Below are 17,795 nucleotides of genomic sequence, written 5' to 3'. Positions count from 1 at the left end.
TAAAATTTACTCAAAGTAAAAGCATAAAAAGATTAAATTATTAATATAAATTGTTGACAATAATATTAATTTGTATTATAGTTGGTAGATTATTGTTTTATTTTTGATAGATTAGGGTACTTATGGATTTTAGTTTTTTACGCAATTGGTTTAGCACTACAGGTGCTGCTACAGGCTCAGAGCCAGGTAATACTGAACAGCCAGACTCTATTTCAGTAGATGATGGCAAATACGAGATGAAAGAATATGACGATGAATTTGAGATCATTGAAGATTATGAATTTATAAATCGTGCTGATCCAAATGAGCCATGTTCTTTACCTTCTGACTATAAAATAGATGAAAGTATTGTAAAAATTGCAGGATTTGATAGAGAGAAATTATTAGAAATGGGTAATTTCTGCAAGATAAGCTATGGCGATGATGATGGTAAATTAAGTAAAAAAAAGATGTAACAACCTAGCTCAAAGAGTATACAAAACTGAATTTGAAATTGTAGAAGATTTTGAAATTGTTCCATCTACTGAAAAAATGTATAAAACTAGAGCTGAACTCATCAGCGAAGGTTATGAAATTATTCCATTTGGTAATAGCTTTGAAAAAGATGCTGGTCACGTTTTTATAAAAGGTAAAGAAATAACAATAGCCTACCATGGTACTCGTCTGAGCCAGAGTTTTAATGATGGAATTACTGATATAAATGTACTTTTTGCTACTTCGGAATTTTTACCTGAAGGTGGAAGAATTCATTGTGGTTTCTATAATTCATTTATGGATTCATGGCCTAATCTGTATGGCATTTTGAAATCTCATGCTGAAAAACAGGGATCAGAAATCAAGGATTTTAAAATTAATCTCACAGGTCACAGTATGGGAGGAGCTATTGCTAAGATAGCTGCTTTATGCCTCAATAAAACAGAAGGAGCTGAAGATGTTCATGTTGCAACTTTTGGTGATCCACGAGTTTTTGATCTTACTGCTAGTGAATTTTATAATGATGTTCTTCAAGAAAAAACCATTAGAGTAACTCAACATAGACAAGACCCAGTACCAGCGGTATCACCTGGTATTTGTGGTTATGCTCATGTAGGTGCACAATTGAGAATATCAGTACCTGAAGGATATTTTGTTCATCAAATAGATGGTTATCATGAAGCCATTAAAATAATGGATGAAAAAGATTTCCGATCGAACAATAACGTTTCTCTCTTTTATTACCCTTCGAGAATATTAAGTCGAATTAACTGTGCAGTTTTAGGTAATGCTCAATATTATGCTGCTAATTTAGGTAATTATATTCTTGGTGGACAAAATTTTTTCGAGAAAGTAAAAAAGGAATACCAAGATAAAAACTTAGAAAATTTTTCTAAGCTTGAACAAGCAGAAGTTAAGCAAAGGGCACATCAAAATGTCTTTTCTACTACAAGGAGTTTATAACTACTATACAGAGCAATCATTAGATTGCTCTGTAGCATCTATTCATTTAAATTCAATATAAAAATTTCCACCAGAAGTTATTTTCCATTCTTCTTTAAATTTCTTTAGGTGTTCTTTTTTTTCGCATTCTAAAAGCAGTTCTTCTATGCTCTTATTATAGCTTTCTGTAGTAATTCTTCCTTGATGATGCATAAACCTCAAATAAATCAAATAAGTGTTAATCACATCTGTTTCACAATAATCGCGAATCTCTTGTATTTTGCCACTATCATATAAGTCCATAACTTGTGAACCATCAACTCCAATCTTACCGGGAAGATTAAATGCTGCGCAAACTTCGTTCATCTTCATTCTTGCAGAAGCTCCAAAATCAGAGAGAGATTCAAGCAAATCACAATGCCAATCACTACTGTACCTCTGATTGTAACTATTCCACTTATCGCCAGCTTTGTGAAAATATTCTGCTTGAATGCCATGAACCATAGCACGGTACTTCAGTACCGGTATATCAAAAGTGCGTCCATTGAACGAAACTAGTCTTGGCTTTTTCTCTGATATGTAGTTAAAAAATCCCTTTACTAGCTCTTTTTCATTGGAGTTTACTGTGCCTCCAGATCTTATTTCTTGTAGTGTGAACATTTCATAACCGCTCTGGCGTGTTATATTACAAAGTAAAAAACTAATGACTACAACAAGGTGGAAGGGCTGACGCAGAAAAGAGTTTTGCCCGTTTGTTATTTCAAGATGATATTTTGTTAATGCGTTCCTCTTTTCTTCTACACTGCTATCATCACTAATATTTAGTAAATTCTTGCAGGAATTTACATCTGGTATAGTTTCAATATCAAATACTAACAAAGAATTAAGCATTACTTATATATTCCTCAGGGCGATCAGTCCAAGGTCGCACTTTTACGAACAAAAAGAGATGAACTTTACACTCAAATAACTTTTCCAATTCTGTACGCGCCTCGATATTAATTTTTTTTATGCTACTGCCGTCTTTTCCTAGCACTATTTTCTTATGATTATCTTTCAATACAAATATGATCTGTTTTATGACTAAACTCTTATCTTTTTTTTCCTCAAATTGTTCAGTTATAACAGCTGTAGAGTATGGCAATTCTTCACGTAGGTTCAAGAATAACTTTTCTCTCGTAATTTCCGCTGATAAAAAATCAGCTGAGGAATCAGTTATTTGATCTTTTTCATAAAACCAAGGGCCTATCGGTGCAATTTCAGACAAGTAACTAGTCAGATCAGAAAGTCCATCATTCTTCAGTGCCGAGATCGTAAAAATTTTTTCAAACTTATAAAGCAAATTTAGGTGCTCATGTGCCATCTTGAGCTCTGATTTCTTTACTAAATCAGTTTTATTGATAACCAAAATGCATCTGCCTTTTGTGCGCTCCAGTCGTGCAAATATCGTTTTTATTCTTTCTATATTTTTTAGGTAATTGTTTACATCAACAAGCAATAAAGTAATGTCACTATCCTTAACTGCTCCCCATGCAGATTTGACTAAAGCTTTTTCAAGATTTGTTTCTGCTGAAAACACTCCCGGAGAGTCAGTAAAAACAATTTGCGCATTGTTGCATATAGCAACACCCCTTACCTGTGTCCTTGTTGTCTGCACTTTAGGGGTGACAATTGCAATTTTCTTGCCTACGATGCTGTTAATTAGCGTTGACTTTCCAGCATTTGGCAAACCAGCTATCGTTACAAATAAGCATTTTTCTTCTTTCACAAAGGAAATTATAAAGAAAACTAAATGCTAACGTCAATTGATTATTTTGCAGGTAGATTGCACTCTTCCTCTTTTGAAGAAAAACGCTCAACTATAGGTGATATAATATAATCATTCACTTTTTCAGCTATTGGTTCAATAACACAAAATGTTACAAATACCCCTGCGATTACTGCTATGGGTGCTATCACCGCACCTGCTAAAGCTGCCGATCCCATTCCAAGCATTGCACCAGGGAAAACAGCAGTTGCAGCTGCAGCAAGACCAACTCCAGTTGCAAAGCTTGCAGCACATGAACAAGCACCAATAAAAAAACTTTCTTTGGAAAATTTTTCATTATAAATAAATTTACATGCAAGTAAGGCTGCCGAAACCGCAGCAATAATTCCACCCATTACTAAAGGTGATAAAGCTGTAAAACTGAGTCCCAAACCTGTAAGTGCTCCTATTGATGTAGCTATACCTAAGGCAAATAACATTGGTTTAGTCTTGTTGTCCATATAATCCTCCTAAATAATAATTTTCTAAAAAGCTTTTAGCTACTTTTAGTATAGCTGAACTAGTTGAATAGGGGAAGGAAATTTTTTATGTTAAAATTAAAGAGCGGGAGAAGGGGTTCGAACCCTCGACCTCAACCTTGGCAAGGTTGCGCTCTACCAACTGAGCTACTCCCGCAGTTAAATTCTGCTTAGATTCTACTTCTAATTATAGGTACATATTACAATTTGTAAACCCTACATGCATGAAAATCATGAGAGCCAATTTTCTATGATCTTTTCGTATACTTAAAACTCATTTTTGATTATTGTATGTGTCATAAAACATATTAAATTTATGAGAATATTTATATATAAGGACGACCTGCCAGCCAGTGCAATACCGAATGATATAAAATCTATAGCTGTTGATACAGAGGCAATGGGGCTACTGCATAGCAGAGATAGATTATGCCTTGTTCAGCTCTCTTTCAATGATGGCAACGCTCACTTAGTTCAATTCAAAAACGATTATACAGCTCCAAATTTGAGAAAAATATTAGAGGATAAAAATATAACCAAAATATTTCACTTTGCGCGATTTGATGTGAGTATAATACATTACTACCTGCAAACTTGGGCACTGCCTTGCTATTGCACGAAAATAGCCTCACGTTTAGTTCGCACCTACACAGATAATCATAGCTTAAAAGAGTTGTGCTTAGAACTACTTGATATAAAATTAAATAAGCAACAACAATCTTCTGATTGGGGAAATGAAAATTTAACAGACAAGCAAAAAAGTTATGCTGCATCTGATGTTTTATATCTCCATAAAATAAAGGAAAAGCTAGATTTAATGCTAGAACGTGAAAATAGAAAAGAATTAGCCGAAAAGTGCTTTGAATTTCTTCCTACTCGTATTGAGCTAGATTCAATGGGTTGGGGGAGTGTAGATATCTTTAATCATCATATGTAATCACTTCACTTGAATCCAGAAAAATTTAGTTGATCAGCTGTTAATTGATACGCTATATTTATAAAAATTTAGGTATTTTATGAGTGATGATATTAAAGCGGTAAATGATCAAAATTTCGAATCTGAAGTTGCTAACCACAAAGGATTTGTGCTGGTAGATTTTTGGGCAGAATGGTGTGGACCATGCAAAAGTCTGATGCCACGTATCGAGCAATTGGCTGAGGATAGAAAAGGCAAGATCAAGATCTGCAAGTTCGACATAGATGGAGAAACTGAAGTGCCAAGTAAGTATGGAGTTCAATCTATACCTACTTTAATCATATTTCAAGATGGTAAGGAAATTGCACGCAAAATTGGCGCAATAAATGATTTACACAGTTGGGTTGATAGTGAAATAAGCGAGTAGACAAATTTCCTTTTGCGTGTATTATAGGTGTTGATAAAAGGGATTGTAGCTCAGTCGGTTAGAGCAGTTCGCTCATAACGAATTGGTCGTAGGTTCGAGTCCTACCAATCCCACCACTATCGATACAATTGCAAGGTCTACTTTCTTGGATAAGCTTTTTGCCTTATTAAAGTACTTGGTTGTTAGTGTTTGAAAAATCCATGATATTAGATTCCTTGCATAACTGGAATTCAAAAATTCCAGCGCGGTTTTCTTATTGGATCTCAGCTGGGATGACGCCTGGTTATGAAAGAAATCTATTGTCAAAAAAAATTACTTCCGCGTATTTTGAATCTGATTATAATGACAATTAGAGATATTTTAAGAGCTCAAATTTGTCTGCAGACTTTCAATTAATCTTTCAATAAAAAGCGTGCTCTTCAGCTTATATCTGTCGTGTGTGCGCTGCATTTTTTTCTAATCTTTTTATACAGGAGGATTTTATGTCCAGAATTCCAGATATTTGACCTTTACTTTAGCTAATCACAGGCGCCTGTGATTTTTATAAAGAAAGTGTAGGAAAAACTTTTTCCAGGCATAAATTTGCCATGTATACCTAAAAAGTAATTATATTAGCATAATGTTCATACTTATATGCTAATATTAATATTATTAAAATTGAAGAATATTATGGAACAACAAGCATCAAACAAAGAGAAAGGGATTGAATTTAGATATAATCAATGTAATCAGAAATGCCATTCCTACAAAACAAAACGGACAGACCAAGAATGCCTAGATAAATGCTATGAGAAGTACGTTTCTAAACTTTATCCACAAATTAGTGAGAAATTATTAGCTAGTGAAAACAATCTCTATGATGAAAGCGAAAAATTATTGCTTATAGCAAATGAAATACACAATCAAGATGCAATGTTTTTTTAATCACAAAAGAAACACTTATTTCAATATTTGCAGAGATGTTAGATTTTTAGATATACTCTGACTTATTGAACAATTCTTTAAATTGGTAAAATACTGTTTCTTTTCCTCTATTTCTTTTTCACTATTCTTTCCACATATCGCTTCTGTTTTTATCTCTGGTTGTTTCTCTTGATTGAGAGAGCCCTTCTTTTCAAAATAATTATCTGTGAATTCTAAAAAGAGTGAAATCAGCTCAGGAAGATTGTATTTGTGTTCACTTGATGAGCACAATTCTGTAATCGAAGAAAAGTGAATATCATCTGCCTTAATAGGTAGTAACGATAGAAACTTATTCCAGCATTTTCTCATTATTCCAACTTCAGATTCAAGGTTTTTTATTTTAGCTAAATCGGTATGCTCCATGAAAAACTCTTTGTATTGCTCAAAACCTTCAAAAGTTTCTTTTTTTTGGTAGTTTTTTTCCTATGACTTTTTTCTATGTCAGCAATTTTAGTACCTATATTTGCCTGCTTACTAATAAAGCCATCGTTCTCTAAGTTAAAACAAATTGTGTATGGAGTAATGTCGTTTACTATTGTGTGTGGCTTAAAGTGCCAACCAAAGCATTTGAGTATGAATTTTATTATAGGAGGAAATAGCCATTTAGGTTTTGATATGTGTAGTAATTTCACTACAAGTTTTTTGAATGAGCTAAAGGATTTATTGATAACGCATCTTAAATGAACATTGTCATCTTTTTTAAACTTTTTATAAACCTCTGCAGCTATTGGTCCTCCAGCACAGCTTCCATACAGTACTATTGTCTGGGTGAATGCCTTGCTTTAGAAGATCTGAAATGACTGCAATTCCTGCATTTACTCGATTTTGACCGTTTAAAGAATGACCTTTGCTTTTTCCAGAACCAGGAAAATTAATAAGGTGAACATCCATACCTGCTTCAGCTGCCCAATTCCATTCACTTTTGTCTTCATCTGGCTCTTTTTCAAAAGTATATGTAAGCCCTGGAAAGTAAACTATATGCTTTTTCTTTCTGCTATCTGCACTGCTCTTCGAGTTTGACATCACTATCTTTTGAATTCGCATTCCATTTTGAACTTCTACGAACTCTTCCCTAATTTTTATTGTATTTTCTTCTGTTACTTTCATTTTGCGTTTTTCACTATATTGATTTAATAATACATGAAATTTTAGAAAAAATCAATTTTACTAAAAAATTAACTTATAGCGTATCTATCTTTATATTTATTGGAATTAAAGTAGTAGTGAGAAATGCCTCTTGACATTTGATAAACCTAAACGTAGCCTAAAACAATTTACTGTTTATTTATGACATTTGTTCAATCACTTAATAATCAATTAGATAGTTTACACTTATTAAAACACCCGTTTTACGAGTCATGGAATGAAGGTAGCTTAAGCCTGCAGGCTCTGCAAACCTACGCTAAGGAATATTATCACCATGTTGCTGCTTTTCCTCGTTATATCAGCGGTATACATTCCTTGTGTCCGAATTTGAAAATGCGGCAAGTTTTACTTGGTAATTTAATAGAGGAAGAACAAGGCGACGAGAATCACCCAGAATTATGGCAGCGTTTTGCTGAAGGACTGGGAGTAGCACGATCTCAACTTCTTGAGGATGCACAGGTTAAGGAGACACGAGAATTAGTTGACGGTTACTTTGATATTGTAAGATCAGGTTTTGTAGAAGGTCTTGGAGCTCTGTACGCTTATGAACGTCAAACTCCAGAGGTTTCTAAATCTAAAATTGAAGGTCTAAAAAAACACTATTCAATAAATGATGAGCGTCCTCTCAAATTTTTTACTGTTCATATGGAAGCTGATGAGTGGCATTCTGAAGAATGTGCAAACCTTATTGCAGATTTAAACGAAGAAGAACAAGAGAAAGTTATGCAAGGCGCTGAAAAAGGAGCAAAACTCTTATGGGGTTTTCTTGATGGCATGATGAATGTTGATGTTTGTCATTAATTATAAGTAGATACTAAATTCAGTGGTAGCATGTAATCTTCTTATATCTGATTTACGGCTTTGGGTTCATTTGGGATGTAGTGCAGAAGAGAAGTTTTCTCCCCAATTGGTGAGTATTGACGTTGATTTCACTTTTAAATCTCCTCCTTCAGGGCTTACAACTGATCAACTTAAAGATACTATCTGCTATTTGGAAGTAGTGCAAAATATTCAATCTCTTGTTCAGGGCAAGCAATTTAATTTAATCGAGCATTTAACTCATGATATATACAGGATGATTAACGACCTTTTTATGCAAAAAGAGCATTCTGTCAGGGTGACTACTCACAAAATCGCACCACCAGTTCCTGGTGTGCATGGGGGCGTTTTTTTTACTTACTGTAATGAATTGCAAGAATGATCTATATTTCTATTGGATCAAATATAGGGAATCGCCTTTCCCATTTACAAAGAGCTACTGAGTTACTAAAGAAGCGCTATTTAAAAGACTTAAAGTCTTCGATCATTCTAGAAACTAAGGCTATTTTACCAAATGGTGCTCCACCTGATTGGAACAAGCCATTTCTCAATATGATTGTCTATGGAAGTTGTTCTTCTTCTCCTGAGGAGCTACTAAAAGGCTTAAAACAAATCGAATGTGATATTGGTCGTCCACAAGTCTACGAAAAATGGGCACCTCGTGTTATTGATTTAGATATTTTGTTATGGGATGATCTAACGCTTGATACACCTGATCTTAAAATTCCTCACCCAGAATTGGTAAACAGGCCATTTTTGATCCACTTGATGGCAATGGTTAACAAAACATTTGCTTTCAATGTTCAAGACTGTTTTTCAAAGAGTTTTACGATTTCACCAAAGCTTATGGGTATTGTCAACATTACCCCTGATTCATTTTCAGATGGTGGTCTTTATTATGATGCGAATCGAGCAACCAAGCAGGCATTGCAGCTGGTATCAGATGGTGCAAGCATAGTTGATCTTGGAGCTCAATCAACAAGGCCTGGAGCTTCAATAAAGACGCCAGAGGAAGAGTATGAACGTCTAAAACCAGTACTTGATAATCTTAGCGACTATATGAAAAATGGTGATATTGAAGTCAGCATTGATAGTTTTTGGCCAGACGTTATTTTAAACGTTTTGAAGCACTACAATATTGCCTGGGTAAATGATCAGAAGGGAGATCTGAGTAGTATAGCCTTTCTTGTAATAGTCTGAATGTGATAAGATATGTGTTTATGGCTATAGCAGGCCAGTAGCATATTACGGTCCGTTCGGATTATTGTGAAAAAAGCTATAATACCTTAAAAGAAGTTGCTAGCAGTGGGTGTAGTGTCGTTATTATGCATTCACTTTCGATACCACCACATAAGGACAATATTATTCCACATGATATTGACCCAATTGATATCATAAATAATTGGGCAGAGGAGAGCATTAATAGGTTACTTGCCCTTGGTTTTGATGAAAGTTCAATAATTATTGATCCTGGTATTGGTTTTGGCAAATCTATGTATCAGAATATTCAGATTTTACGCAGTATAGAAACTTTACAAAATTTTGGCTGCAAGGTTTTAGTTGGCCATTCCAGAAAGTCATTTATTTCCTCTTTTTCCATAGAATCTCCCTCTAATAGAGATTTAGAAACAATTGCTATATCTGCTATACTGCAAAATAAGGTTGATTTCCTTAGAGTGCATAATGTACGCGACCACATGAGATTTTTTGTAGCCCAAGCTGTCTTAAAGTGATGAAGATTATTGGAATTATGGCTGTTGACCCTAATGGGGTAATTGGAATAAATAATGATTTGCCCTGGCGTTATCCAAGTGAGTTTAAACATTTTTGTCAAGTAACTGACAAGCAAGTTATTGTGATGGGAAGAAAGACATTTGAAACCGTGCCTCAGAGTATACTAAAGAATCGTACACCTATTGTTTTCTCCCGTAACAAGTGTTTTAATAGAGGCCCAAAATGTACTGTTGTCTCTTCCATGCAAGAATTTCTGTCAATTCAAAGTAGTTCTCAAGTCTTTGTGATTGGTGGGGCACAAATAGTACACCTTTTTTTAGAGCATAACCTAATCTCAGAATTTATTATGACTGAAATGCATAAAACTTATAAAGGTGATACGTATTTCAATTTAGCACTCCTTGATCAGTGGAATAAAACTATTCTCACTAAAACTAAAGACTATACTATATGCAATTGTGTCCGTTCAGCAGAGTAGTAAAATAAGGTAGGCGAGAAAAGACAACTATCAGTGCATGACACTGGCTCCTTTATGATGGTCAGTGCCCAGAAACTGGCATCCAGTTAAATTTATGGATCTCAGTGTTAGCTACTTAAATAACAGGGGAGAGCTACTAAATGACATCTTCAATTTCTGTACAGCTACATCGCAAGAAAGGAAGCACTGGCTTTCACATTAGCAAATTCCCTGAATAGATGAATACAATTTAATGCATAATGAAGTGTGACCTTAGCCAAAAAAAAAGCAGCAAAAAAGTTAACGCGTTCTAGACGTAACTTTACTAAGTACCATTTCTCTTAATTCTTCAGTCAGTGTGCCACTATCCAAAACACTGTTATGAGGATCATCTCCATATATAAACAGATCATCACGAATCTTAATCGGATTACCATTTAATAATTGATCACCTCTTATCGCATTTACCAATTGTGCAGGCAGTGGTATTAATGTGTCTCTTGCGTGATTAATAATTACTATTGGCGTTTTTTCATTTTGTGACTTTTGCAAATTATCTGCTATATCAAAGTCTAAAGCGAAGGCTTTTAGTATTCTTTTTAGTAGGAATAAAGGCAGTATACTCAAAATTTTCGTTTGAGGCATTGGAAAATGCTCTATTGCTGTATGAAAAGAACTAAAAGTGCTAGTGAAGACGATTCCTCCAAGTTTAACATCTCTATTCGCAAAATGCCTTGATACTTCCGATGCAACTGCTCCTCCAAAAGAATGACCGAAAAGTATAATATTTTCGGGTTTTACACCTTGATATATTAGTTGATCAATTTGCTCTATTGAAGACTTGAATAACTTTTGATCCTTATTTAGAAACGGAATCATGAGTAGGAATATAGATAAAAAAACACAAGCTGAAGCTGATAAGACTGCCAATCCAGCTGTTCTAGCTGTTATTGGATTAGTGAGCAGTATGACAGTAGGTGGCAATATTGATGCTAGTAAGCATACGAAGCTGGTTAAGGCATAAGTTACTATAATTTTGAAATGCAGCCGGGTATTTGTGTGCATGAGTGTGAAAATTAGGTATATCATGGTGGTGCATGAGCTCAGATTGCATATCTTTACAGAATGTAGTTGCATTTTTATAATTATCCCCTAACCCATGAAAGAATATAAGATGTATTTCTTTTTCTTTAGTGTTAGGCATTATTTTCACTATTAAATATTTTCAATTATATACTATTCTTATAATTTTGTTGAGCTTTTTCTATGTTAACTAGTGAACCGGCAATCTTAAAATGCTTGCAAGATCTACTTACATCAAGGTGCATGAGTTTTTTTTGTATCCGTTCATCAGAGTAGTAAAATAAGAAAAAGAGAAAAGAAGACTAAATGAATTTCATCCGAGTAGCTGATACTGGCATCTATATAAAGACAATCTAATGCACTCATTTAAAGTGAAGTTTTCTGGATCCCAGTGTCTAGGCACTGGGATGACAAGAAAAGAGTTGACTTGAATGACACCGAATAGGTATTGGGACAGAGGCTACTTGAATAATATTTTACCATGTCATTCCAGCACTTGATGCTGGAATCCAGAAGTTTTTTGAGCACAAAAGTCATGCTAAGTTTTTGTTGTTAAGAAAGGCTGGATAGCTACTTGCATGACATCATTTGTTACTGTGTTTTTGTCTATCTTATTTTGCTACTCTACTGAACGAATACACAAAATCTAACTTTTTTCTATACAACCAGCCAGGTCAAGAAAGGTGAATCTATCTCTTGTTGCAAATGTAAGATTGACTACCTTGCAATATTGCTCTTTGTTCCAATTAAGATGCTCCGGTAAGTACGGAATTGATAGATCTTCAAATACTTTCTGCAGGTGTTTTGCAGATAGTAAATTTTGCTTAATTAAACTAGAAATATTACTCCATTCTTTGCAAATAATCTCTTGAATTTTTTGCTGCATCATTTGCTTCTGCTTTAGAATTTTTATAAATTCGGTATTACCAAAGCACTGAGTTATATGTTTTACATCTAAAGTGATCGGTTTGGTAATCGGGTTTCGTATTGACAATATCTCCTCTTGCAAGTTAGCCATGGTAATCGTTGTCACAGCAATTTTTTCCCCATGTAACGAGGAGGAATAATCCTGTGTTACCATCTCAATTGCATGAGCTATCATATGTTCTCCTTGACTTGCAGAGTAACTGCCTTTTGACATCACCATTCCGAGTCCTGAAATCAATAAGGCTTCCATAAGTAATAAAACTACTCTTTTATCTTTTTTAGCAAGTGCCAAGTGTTCTCTGAGCAAAATTTCCTCCAGATTGCGAACAAGTTTAAAGGGGAGTTCATTATATTCTGTGCCAAGTAATAGATGAGATAATAGCCAATCGGCTTGTACTGTTGAACGGCAGATGAAATCTGCAAATCCACTTAATGTGAGGCGTAGTGGTGCGTTGGCAATTATATCGGTATCAATGTATATTGCCTTTGGAAGATGTGCTCCGAACGATTTTTTATATCCATCAACTAATATTGAAGCGTTTGCAGAGCTATATCCATTCATGGAAGCAGCTGTTGGAAAGGATATGTAGTCTTTGCCTTCTAAATAGCTTGCGTACTTACAGATATCATTAACAGTGCCACTGCCAAATGCAACCATTAAGTCACTATCTTTTGCTTTATTTCTAACTAGGTTTACAGCTTGGAGAGAAGCAGCTCTGTTCAGTCTATTTGGTGTCATCCAAGTAGCGTGACACTGCGATCCATCATAGTCACGCGCTGGAATGACAGGTGTGGCTGGAATAATTAAATGAGAAACTTTATTAAGTATGTTTTTGTTTAAAAGTTTTGCTGTATTTTCATCTGCAATCAGAAAAATGTCATTTCCATATTGTCTACATATTTCATAGATATTATCAGCAACTTCCCTAATAAGAACTTGTTCTGTGTGCTGTAATATTTGTTTTAAATATCGCATAGAATGTTTACAATACGGTAATGTTAGTATTTCAAGATTGGTATGAAGATTGACCCTGTAGAACTAACTAAGAAATTAATTTCTTTTAAAAGTATAACACCAAAAGACGATGGGGCAATAGAGCATATAGCAGCCATTCTCAAGAAAAGTGGTTTTGAATGTGAGATTTTAGAGTTTGGTGATAAAGTTAAAAATCTTTATGCGAAATATATAAATGGAGTACCAAACTTGTGTTTTGCTGGACATGTTGATGTTGTACCACCAGGTGAGTTAAAAGATTGGATATCTGATCCATTTAAGCCAGAAATTAGAGATGGAATGCTATATGGAAGAGGAGCAGCTGATATGAAAAGTGGAATAGCCGCATTTATTGCTGCTATCGTAGATTCAGTTGCAGGTAAGTTTCGATTCAGCGGTTCAATCAGTGCATTGATTACCAGCGCTGAAGAAAGCACGGAAGAACATGGAACAAAGGCCGTTTTGGAATGGATGAAAAGCAAGCAAAAAAAGATAGATTTTTGTATAGTTGGAGAACCAACGAGTAGTGAGAAATTAGGTGATACCATAAAAATAGGTAGAAGAGGTTCTGCAACATTTAAATTGATTTGCCATGGAAAACAAGGGCACGTTGCCTATCCAGAACTAGCGGATAATCCAATATATAAAATGATATCGATACTAAGTAAGATAAAAGATACCACTTTTGATACTGGTAATAAATATTTTCAGCCTTCACATTGCGAAATTACTACTATCGACGTTGGAAATAATACTAATAATCTAATACCTAGCTCAATAGCAGCAGGTTTCAATATTCGATATAACAACATACAGACGCTTGACGGCTTATATAAGCTGATTGATGAAATATGCTCTAGTGTAACTAACGATTATAAACTGTCTATGCAGAGCAGCAGAAACGTTTTTCTCTCTATTCCTGATAGAAATACTGATATTATGCTTGATGCGATAAATAAAATTACCGGCATTGATGCTGTGCTGAGTACAAATGGTGGCACATCTGATGCTGCGTTTATTAAGGATATTTGTCCAGTAATTGAATTTGGTATGATCAACAAAACCGCACATCAGGTAAATGAATGCGTATCAATAGACGATATACATAAATTAACAGCTATATATAAGGAGTTTATAAAAAATTATTTTTACCCCACTAATAAAATATTAAACCAGATCAATGTAATTGGTAATACGCCTGATGGTCCATTATTAGCTTGAGGTGCAGTTGCATAGAGAAGAAAACTTACTAGACACATTTTACCAGCCCCTTATTATAATATTAAGGGTATTTTTGACTCAAAACTTGTCTTTGATCTGTGCGAGCTCAATAACAAAAATTCAGTAGAAAGCTTATTGGCGAAAATTATCTGTTCAGCAGAGTGACAAAATAAGATAGACAAAAAGGGTATAAGAACAAATAGTGTCATGCAACACTGGTTTTTGTACACAAAACGTTGTAAAGCGCTTTTGTCAACCTGGATTCCAGCAGGCTTTGTTGCACCACTCAAGGAAAGAACAGGCAGTTACTGATGGAATTTGTTATAAAATAGATATTTAGCCGACAAAGGAAAAATATGCCAATAAGAATGAAAGTCAGTAACTGCAATGAATATAACAAATTTCTTCAAGAAAGGGGAAATGTTTTTCATTATATCAACGATGCCATTGAAAATTGGTACGAAAATAGTCCAAAAGTAGCAGGTGGCAACAATGTCTACAGCGACAAAGTAGTGATTCTAATTCACATAATAACCTATCTATTCAGGATTGGTCTTAGGCAAACAGTGGGATTTATAGAGAAATATCTTGAGCAAATAGGGAAAATTTTGCAAATTATCAGCTATTCGCAGGCTTCAAGAAGGTTTAAAAAGCTTAATATCAAAATCAACGACTGCAGAGTTGATAAGAACGATATGGAAGATATTGAAATTGCTATAGATAGTACAGGTATCAGCATCTACAATAATATTCCAAGCCATAGTAAGGCAAATGGTACAGATAGAAAGTATCGCCGCTATGAGCAAACAAGATGTAATGCTAGAGATAGGTAGTAAAAAAGTTATAGCTGCAAAATACAGTAGTGGAGTTTATTCCGACCACTATGGAGCCTGTGATCTTATTGAAAGAGTGGATACCAAGTATAACATAAGCACGATATATGCAGATAGATCGAAAGAAGTTATACAAACTGTGCGATGAGCTTGACATAAAGACAAGGATTCCTCCGCAAAATAATGCAGTAGAGCATCCAAAGTTGGATTATATGAATGAGAGAAATTCTACAATCAAGCTCATAAAGTCATATGATGAAGATGGTATGAAGAGGTGGAAAAAAGAGATAAATTATTGGAAGAGATCTTATATAGAAAGTTTTTTCTCGCGACTGAAGCAAATATTTGGATTTAGTTTTAGGAATAAATCTGAGATTAATCGTGAGAAGGAACTGCTACTCAAGTGTTATTTGCTTAACAAATTTACTGAAATAGGCATGGCTAAGTTTGATATAGCTTCATGAATTTATTATACATTACCCACTATCCGAAGAGCTGTGCAACAAAGCCCACTGGAATCCAGAAATTTTTTGAGAACAAAAGTTATGCTAAGTTTTTGTTGGTAAGAAAGGCTGGTGTCTAGGCACTGGGATGACAGTAGTGTGAGATGGGGCTACTTGGATCTAATTTGCTATTCACAATCCAATTATTACCTTGTTTAAAATAAATATTGAATTTTTATTTTAGTTATATAATAATTAAATATATCATTTAAGATTAAAGATGAGATTATGACAAGTGATCAATTACTAGCAGAAGTACTGAGTATAATTAACGATAAGACAGATTTAAATGAAGATAATATAATTCAGGAAATAGAAGAAGAACTAAAGAAACAGAATCAAGATCTACATGAAGAGTGGAAGAAAGTTGGATTTGATGTAAATCATTTATTTAGTCAAGAACTTACATTGTTGCACGTAGCTGCTAGAGGTGGCTTTGAAAACGTAGCAAAAGTCCTGGTAGCAGGAGGAGCTGATGTTAATAAGAAAGATAGTAAGCGCGAGAAGATTCCTTTACATTTAGCTGCTGAAAATGGTCATGTTGAAGTAGTAGAATTTTTCTTAAATAAAGGAATAAGTGTTAATGTAATGGATAAAGAGGGCAATACCCCTTTGCATTATGCTGCAGATAATGGAAGTAGAAAAACAATATCAATTCTAATAAGAAAAAATGCAGATCCTTGGTTAAAGAATTTTTATGGTAAAACTCCAGTGAATATTTATGCATTCAAGCATCCTAATGGCTCTGGATACTTAATGCAGCTGAAAAAAGCGAAAATTCAAGGTTATATCGTTTTTGGCTCAATGTTGTTGTTAGGTGCTGCTATGGCAACATCAATTGTTGCGGTTAATTTAATTGTACCTGATGTGCCTGTATTAAAGGTGTTATTGTGTGTAAGTATTTTGTATGCATTTGCATCTATAGCTAAATATATTACGTACAAAGCGGCTGAATTGGATGCTGAAAATGAGATTAAAAACGAGCAAGATTCAAACATAATAAATATTGAAGAAGTGAGTGATGAAAAAAAATCGGTTAATAAAGCAACGCACTCAAAAGAATTAAATGATCTTGTTTGTGCAATAAAAGGCTCTTCTAGAATAGAGATAGTTGATCCAGACAAGCAGAAAAAAGTAACACTTGATGGTGTTATTGTTTCAGATGAAGTAAGAAAAGAGTTAAAAATGATTTGTGGTCATATATCAGAGAAGAAGAAGAAAGCTCTTGAAATGCTAAGTTGCAAAATGCCAACAGGCTATATTTTATATGGTCGACCTGGAAATGGTAAAACTCTTATTGCTCGTGCAATTGCATGTGAAGCTAATGCTAAATTTATTAGCGTTTCTGGATCTGAATGTATGCAAAAATATGCTGGACAAAGCGCACATTACATAAAAGATCTTTTTGCAAAAGCGAGAGAAAATGCTCCTTGCATAGTCTTTATAGATGAAATAGATGCTGTTTGTACAAAACGTAGTAATAATAATGCATACAATGACGAAGAACGCAACCGAATTGTAAATCAGTTTTTACATGAACTTGATGGTTTTAATCCTATAGAAGGCGTGACAGTCATTGCTGCAACTAATCGTCTAGAAAGTTTAGATGAAGCAGTAATTAGATCAGGTCGCCTCTCTAAACATATTGAAATTATTTTACCAGATAAAAGCCTACGTGAAAAAATATTGGGTCTTTATACGGAGAAAGTGCCAATGGAACCAGATGTAAATCTAGCAAAACTTGCAGAAGAAACTAATGGTTTTTCAGGAGCTGATCTAGAAAATTTGGTAAATGAAGCAAAACTTCATGCTGTAGATCAGATTTGCGAAGAAGAGTCAGAAGATGAAGAGCTAAAAGTGACAGTGAACATGGATGATTTCAATAATGTACTTAAAGATCTTAAATCTAAAAAGGTTGAGAATGAGCAAGTGGATAGTAAGATGGAGTTGTTGAACAATATTGTGAATTTTGCAAATTTGAGCAAAATGCTTAATAAAAGTGCATAGAAAACATATGGAGCTGCTTTATTGTAAAGCAGGAAAGTGATTCAGCGAATGTAAATGCAAAAG

The 17,795-nt window shown here is 34.4% G+C and carries 19 protein-coding genes, 2 tRNA genes and 2 pseudogenes; 14 read left to right on the top strand and 9 right to left on the bottom strand.

The annotated features are described in order from the left end of the window. Window positions 1-122 precede the first annotated feature (122 nt). Together WP_RS07695 and WP_RS03540 are read left to right on the top strand one after the other, a co-directional pair. Window positions 123-455 (top strand): hypothetical protein, encoded by a 333-nt coding sequence (locus WP_RS07695; RefSeq protein ID WP_012481889.1) that lies wholly within the window; start codon window positions 123-125, stop codon window positions 453-455. Between the two features lie 76 nt (window positions 456-531). Beyond that, entirely contained in the window at window positions 532-1,437 is a 906-nt protein-coding gene (locus tag WP_RS03540; protein ID WP_012481888.1) for a lipase family protein, read from the top strand. Window positions 1,438-1,479: 42 nt separating this feature from the next. Here WP_RS03540 and WP_RS03535 read toward each other — a convergent pair whose 3' ends face one another. The 4 genes from WP_RS03535 to WP_RS03520 form a co-directional block, all read right to left on the bottom strand. After that, window positions 1,480-2,307 carry a 3'-5' exonuclease gene (locus tag WP_RS03535; RefSeq protein WP_007302124.1) on the bottom strand — a complete coding sequence of 276 codons (828 nt, stop codon included), beginning with the start codon at window positions 2,305-2,307 and terminating at the stop codon, window positions 1,480-1,482. Then, window positions 2,300-3,184 carry a GTPase Era gene (gene era, locus WP_RS03530; protein WP_007302123.1) on the bottom strand — a complete coding sequence of 295 codons (885 nt, stop codon included), beginning with the start codon at window positions 3,182-3,184 and terminating at the stop codon, window positions 2,300-2,302. Before era ends, WP_RS03535 begins: the two co-directional genes overlap by 8 nt. Window positions 3,185-3,225: 41 nt before the next feature. Continuing rightward, window positions 3,226-3,684, bottom strand: coding sequence for a hypothetical protein (locus WP_RS03525; protein WP_007302122.1), 459 nt, complete (start codon window positions 3,682-3,684; stop codon window positions 3,226-3,228). 102 nt (window positions 3,685-3,786) lie between these two features. Further along, a tRNA-Gly gene (locus WP_RS03520) sits at window positions 3,787-3,859 on the bottom strand. A gap of 159 nt (window positions 3,860-4,018) precedes the next feature. Here WP_RS03520 and WP_RS03515 point away from each other — a divergent pair. From WP_RS03515 to WP_RS03500, 4 genes are all read left to right on the top strand, one after another. Further along, window positions 4,019-4,639 carry a ribonuclease D gene (locus WP_RS03515; protein ID WP_007302121.1) on the top strand — a complete coding sequence of 207 codons (621 nt, stop codon included), beginning with the start codon at window positions 4,019-4,021 and terminating at the stop codon, window positions 4,637-4,639. A 79-nt stretch (window positions 4,640-4,718) separates the two neighbouring features. Further along, window positions 4,719-5,045, top strand: a complete 327-nt coding sequence (gene trxA / locus WP_RS03510) for a thioredoxin (RefSeq protein ID WP_007302120.1) — start codon at window positions 4,719-4,721, stop codon at window positions 5,043-5,045. Between the two features lie 39 nt (window positions 5,046-5,084). Next, a tRNA-Ile gene (locus tag WP_RS03505) sits at window positions 5,085-5,161 on the top strand. A 517-nt stretch (window positions 5,162-5,678) separates the two neighbouring features. Next, the gene (locus WP_RS03500) at window positions 5,679-5,969 is read left to right on the top strand and encodes a hypothetical protein (protein WP_012481886.1); all 291 of its coding nucleotides are present in this window, start codon (window positions 5,679-5,681) and stop codon (window positions 5,967-5,969) included. Window positions 5,970-5,984: 15 nt separating this feature from the next. On the opposite strand, the gene WP_RS03495 is transcribed toward WP_RS03500, so the two are convergent. The 3 genes from WP_RS03495 to WP_RS03485 all read right to left on the bottom strand — a co-directional run bounded on the left by WP_RS03495 (window position 5,985) and on the right by WP_RS03485 (window position 7,115). Beyond that, window positions 5,985-6,371, bottom strand: a complete 387-nt coding sequence (locus WP_RS03495; protein ID WP_007302117.1) for a hypothetical protein — start codon at window positions 6,369-6,371, stop codon at window positions 5,985-5,987. Next, window positions 6,353-6,640: a hypothetical protein gene (locus tag WP_RS03490; protein WP_019078666.1), complete on the bottom strand. Its 288-nt coding sequence runs from the start codon at window positions 6,638-6,640 to the stop codon at window positions 6,353-6,355. Before WP_RS03490 ends, WP_RS03495 begins: the two co-directional genes overlap by 19 nt. A 76-nt stretch (window positions 6,641-6,716) precedes the next feature. After that, window positions 6,717-7,115 carry a hypothetical protein gene (locus tag WP_RS03485; protein ID WP_007302116.1) on the bottom strand — a complete coding sequence of 133 codons (399 nt, stop codon included), beginning with the start codon at window positions 7,113-7,115 and terminating at the stop codon, window positions 6,717-6,719. A gap of 180 nt (window positions 7,116-7,295) precedes the next feature. On the opposite strand from WP_RS03485, the gene WP_RS03480 reads away from it, so the two are divergent. The 5 genes from WP_RS03480 to WP_RS03460 are packed head-to-tail and all read left to right on the top strand — an operon-like array spanning window position 7,296 to window position 10,185. Continuing rightward, window positions 7,296-7,955 carry a CADD family putative folate metabolism protein gene (locus WP_RS03480; RefSeq protein WP_007302115.1) on the top strand — a complete coding sequence of 220 codons (660 nt, stop codon included), beginning with the start codon at window positions 7,296-7,298 and terminating at the stop codon, window positions 7,953-7,955. A gap of 22 nt (window positions 7,956-7,977) precedes the next feature. After that, window positions 7,978-8,355 carry a dihydroneopterin aldolase gene (locus WP_RS03475; protein ID WP_007302114.1) on the top strand — a complete coding sequence of 126 codons (378 nt, stop codon included), beginning with the start codon at window positions 7,978-7,980 and terminating at the stop codon, window positions 8,353-8,355. Further along, the gene (gene folK / locus WP_RS07815) at window positions 8,352-9,173 is read left to right on the top strand and encodes a 2-amino-4-hydroxy-6-hydroxymethyldihydropteridine diphosphokinase (protein WP_007302113.1); all 822 of its coding nucleotides are present in this window, start codon (window positions 8,352-8,354) and stop codon (window positions 9,171-9,173) included. Before WP_RS03475 ends, folK begins: the two co-directional genes overlap by 4 nt. 44 nt (window positions 9,174-9,217) lie before the next feature. Further along, window positions 9,218-9,706: a dihydropteroate synthase gene (locus tag WP_RS07810; protein WP_087740671.1), complete on the top strand. Its 489-nt coding sequence runs from the start codon at window positions 9,218-9,220 to the stop codon at window positions 9,704-9,706. Further along, window positions 9,706-10,185, top strand: coding sequence for a dihydrofolate reductase (locus WP_RS03460; RefSeq protein ID WP_007302111.1), 480 nt, complete (start codon window positions 9,706-9,708; stop codon window positions 10,183-10,185). The genes WP_RS07810 and WP_RS03460 overlap by 1 nt, the downstream gene beginning before the upstream one ends. Window positions 10,186-10,464: 279 nt before the next feature. On the opposite strand, the pseudogene WP_RS07975 reads toward WP_RS03460, so the two are convergent. Continuing rightward, a pseudogene (locus WP_RS07975) lies at window positions 10,465-11,368 on the bottom strand (alpha/beta hydrolase family protein). 525 nt (window positions 11,369-11,893) lie between these two features. Next, a complete protein-coding gene (locus tag WP_RS03450; RefSeq protein WP_007302109.1) occupies window positions 11,894-13,150 on the bottom strand; it encodes an iron-containing alcohol dehydrogenase in 1,257 nt (418 codons plus the stop codon). A gap of 42 nt (window positions 13,151-13,192) precedes the next feature. Between WP_RS03450 and dapE the strand changes: the two genes are divergently transcribed. The 3 genes and pseudogenes from dapE (at window position 13,193) to WP_RS03430 (ending at window position 17,732) form a co-directional block, all read left to right on the top strand. Next, window positions 13,193-14,389 (top strand): succinyl-diaminopimelate desuccinylase, encoded by a 1,197-nt coding sequence (dapE, locus tag WP_RS03445; protein ID WP_007302108.1) that lies wholly within the window; start codon window positions 13,193-13,195, stop codon window positions 14,387-14,389. 356 nt (window positions 14,390-14,745) lie between these two features. Beyond that, window positions 14,746-15,686, top strand: a pseudogene (locus tag WP_RS07970) (IS5 family transposase). A gap of 267 nt (window positions 15,687-15,953) precedes the next feature. Then, window positions 15,954-17,732: an ankyrin repeat domain-containing protein gene (locus tag WP_RS03430; protein ID WP_012481884.1), complete on the top strand. Its 1,779-nt coding sequence runs from the start codon at window positions 15,954-15,956 to the stop codon at window positions 17,730-17,732. Window positions 17,733-17,795: the final 63 nt, after the last annotated feature.

Origin of the sequence: Wolbachia endosymbiont of Culex quinquefasciatus Pel, from assembly GCF_000073005.1 — a bacterium.
GTDB lineage: Bacteria > Pseudomonadota > Alphaproteobacteria > Rickettsiales > Anaplasmataceae > Wolbachia.
This window is presented reverse-complemented; position numbering and strand designations above follow the sequence as displayed.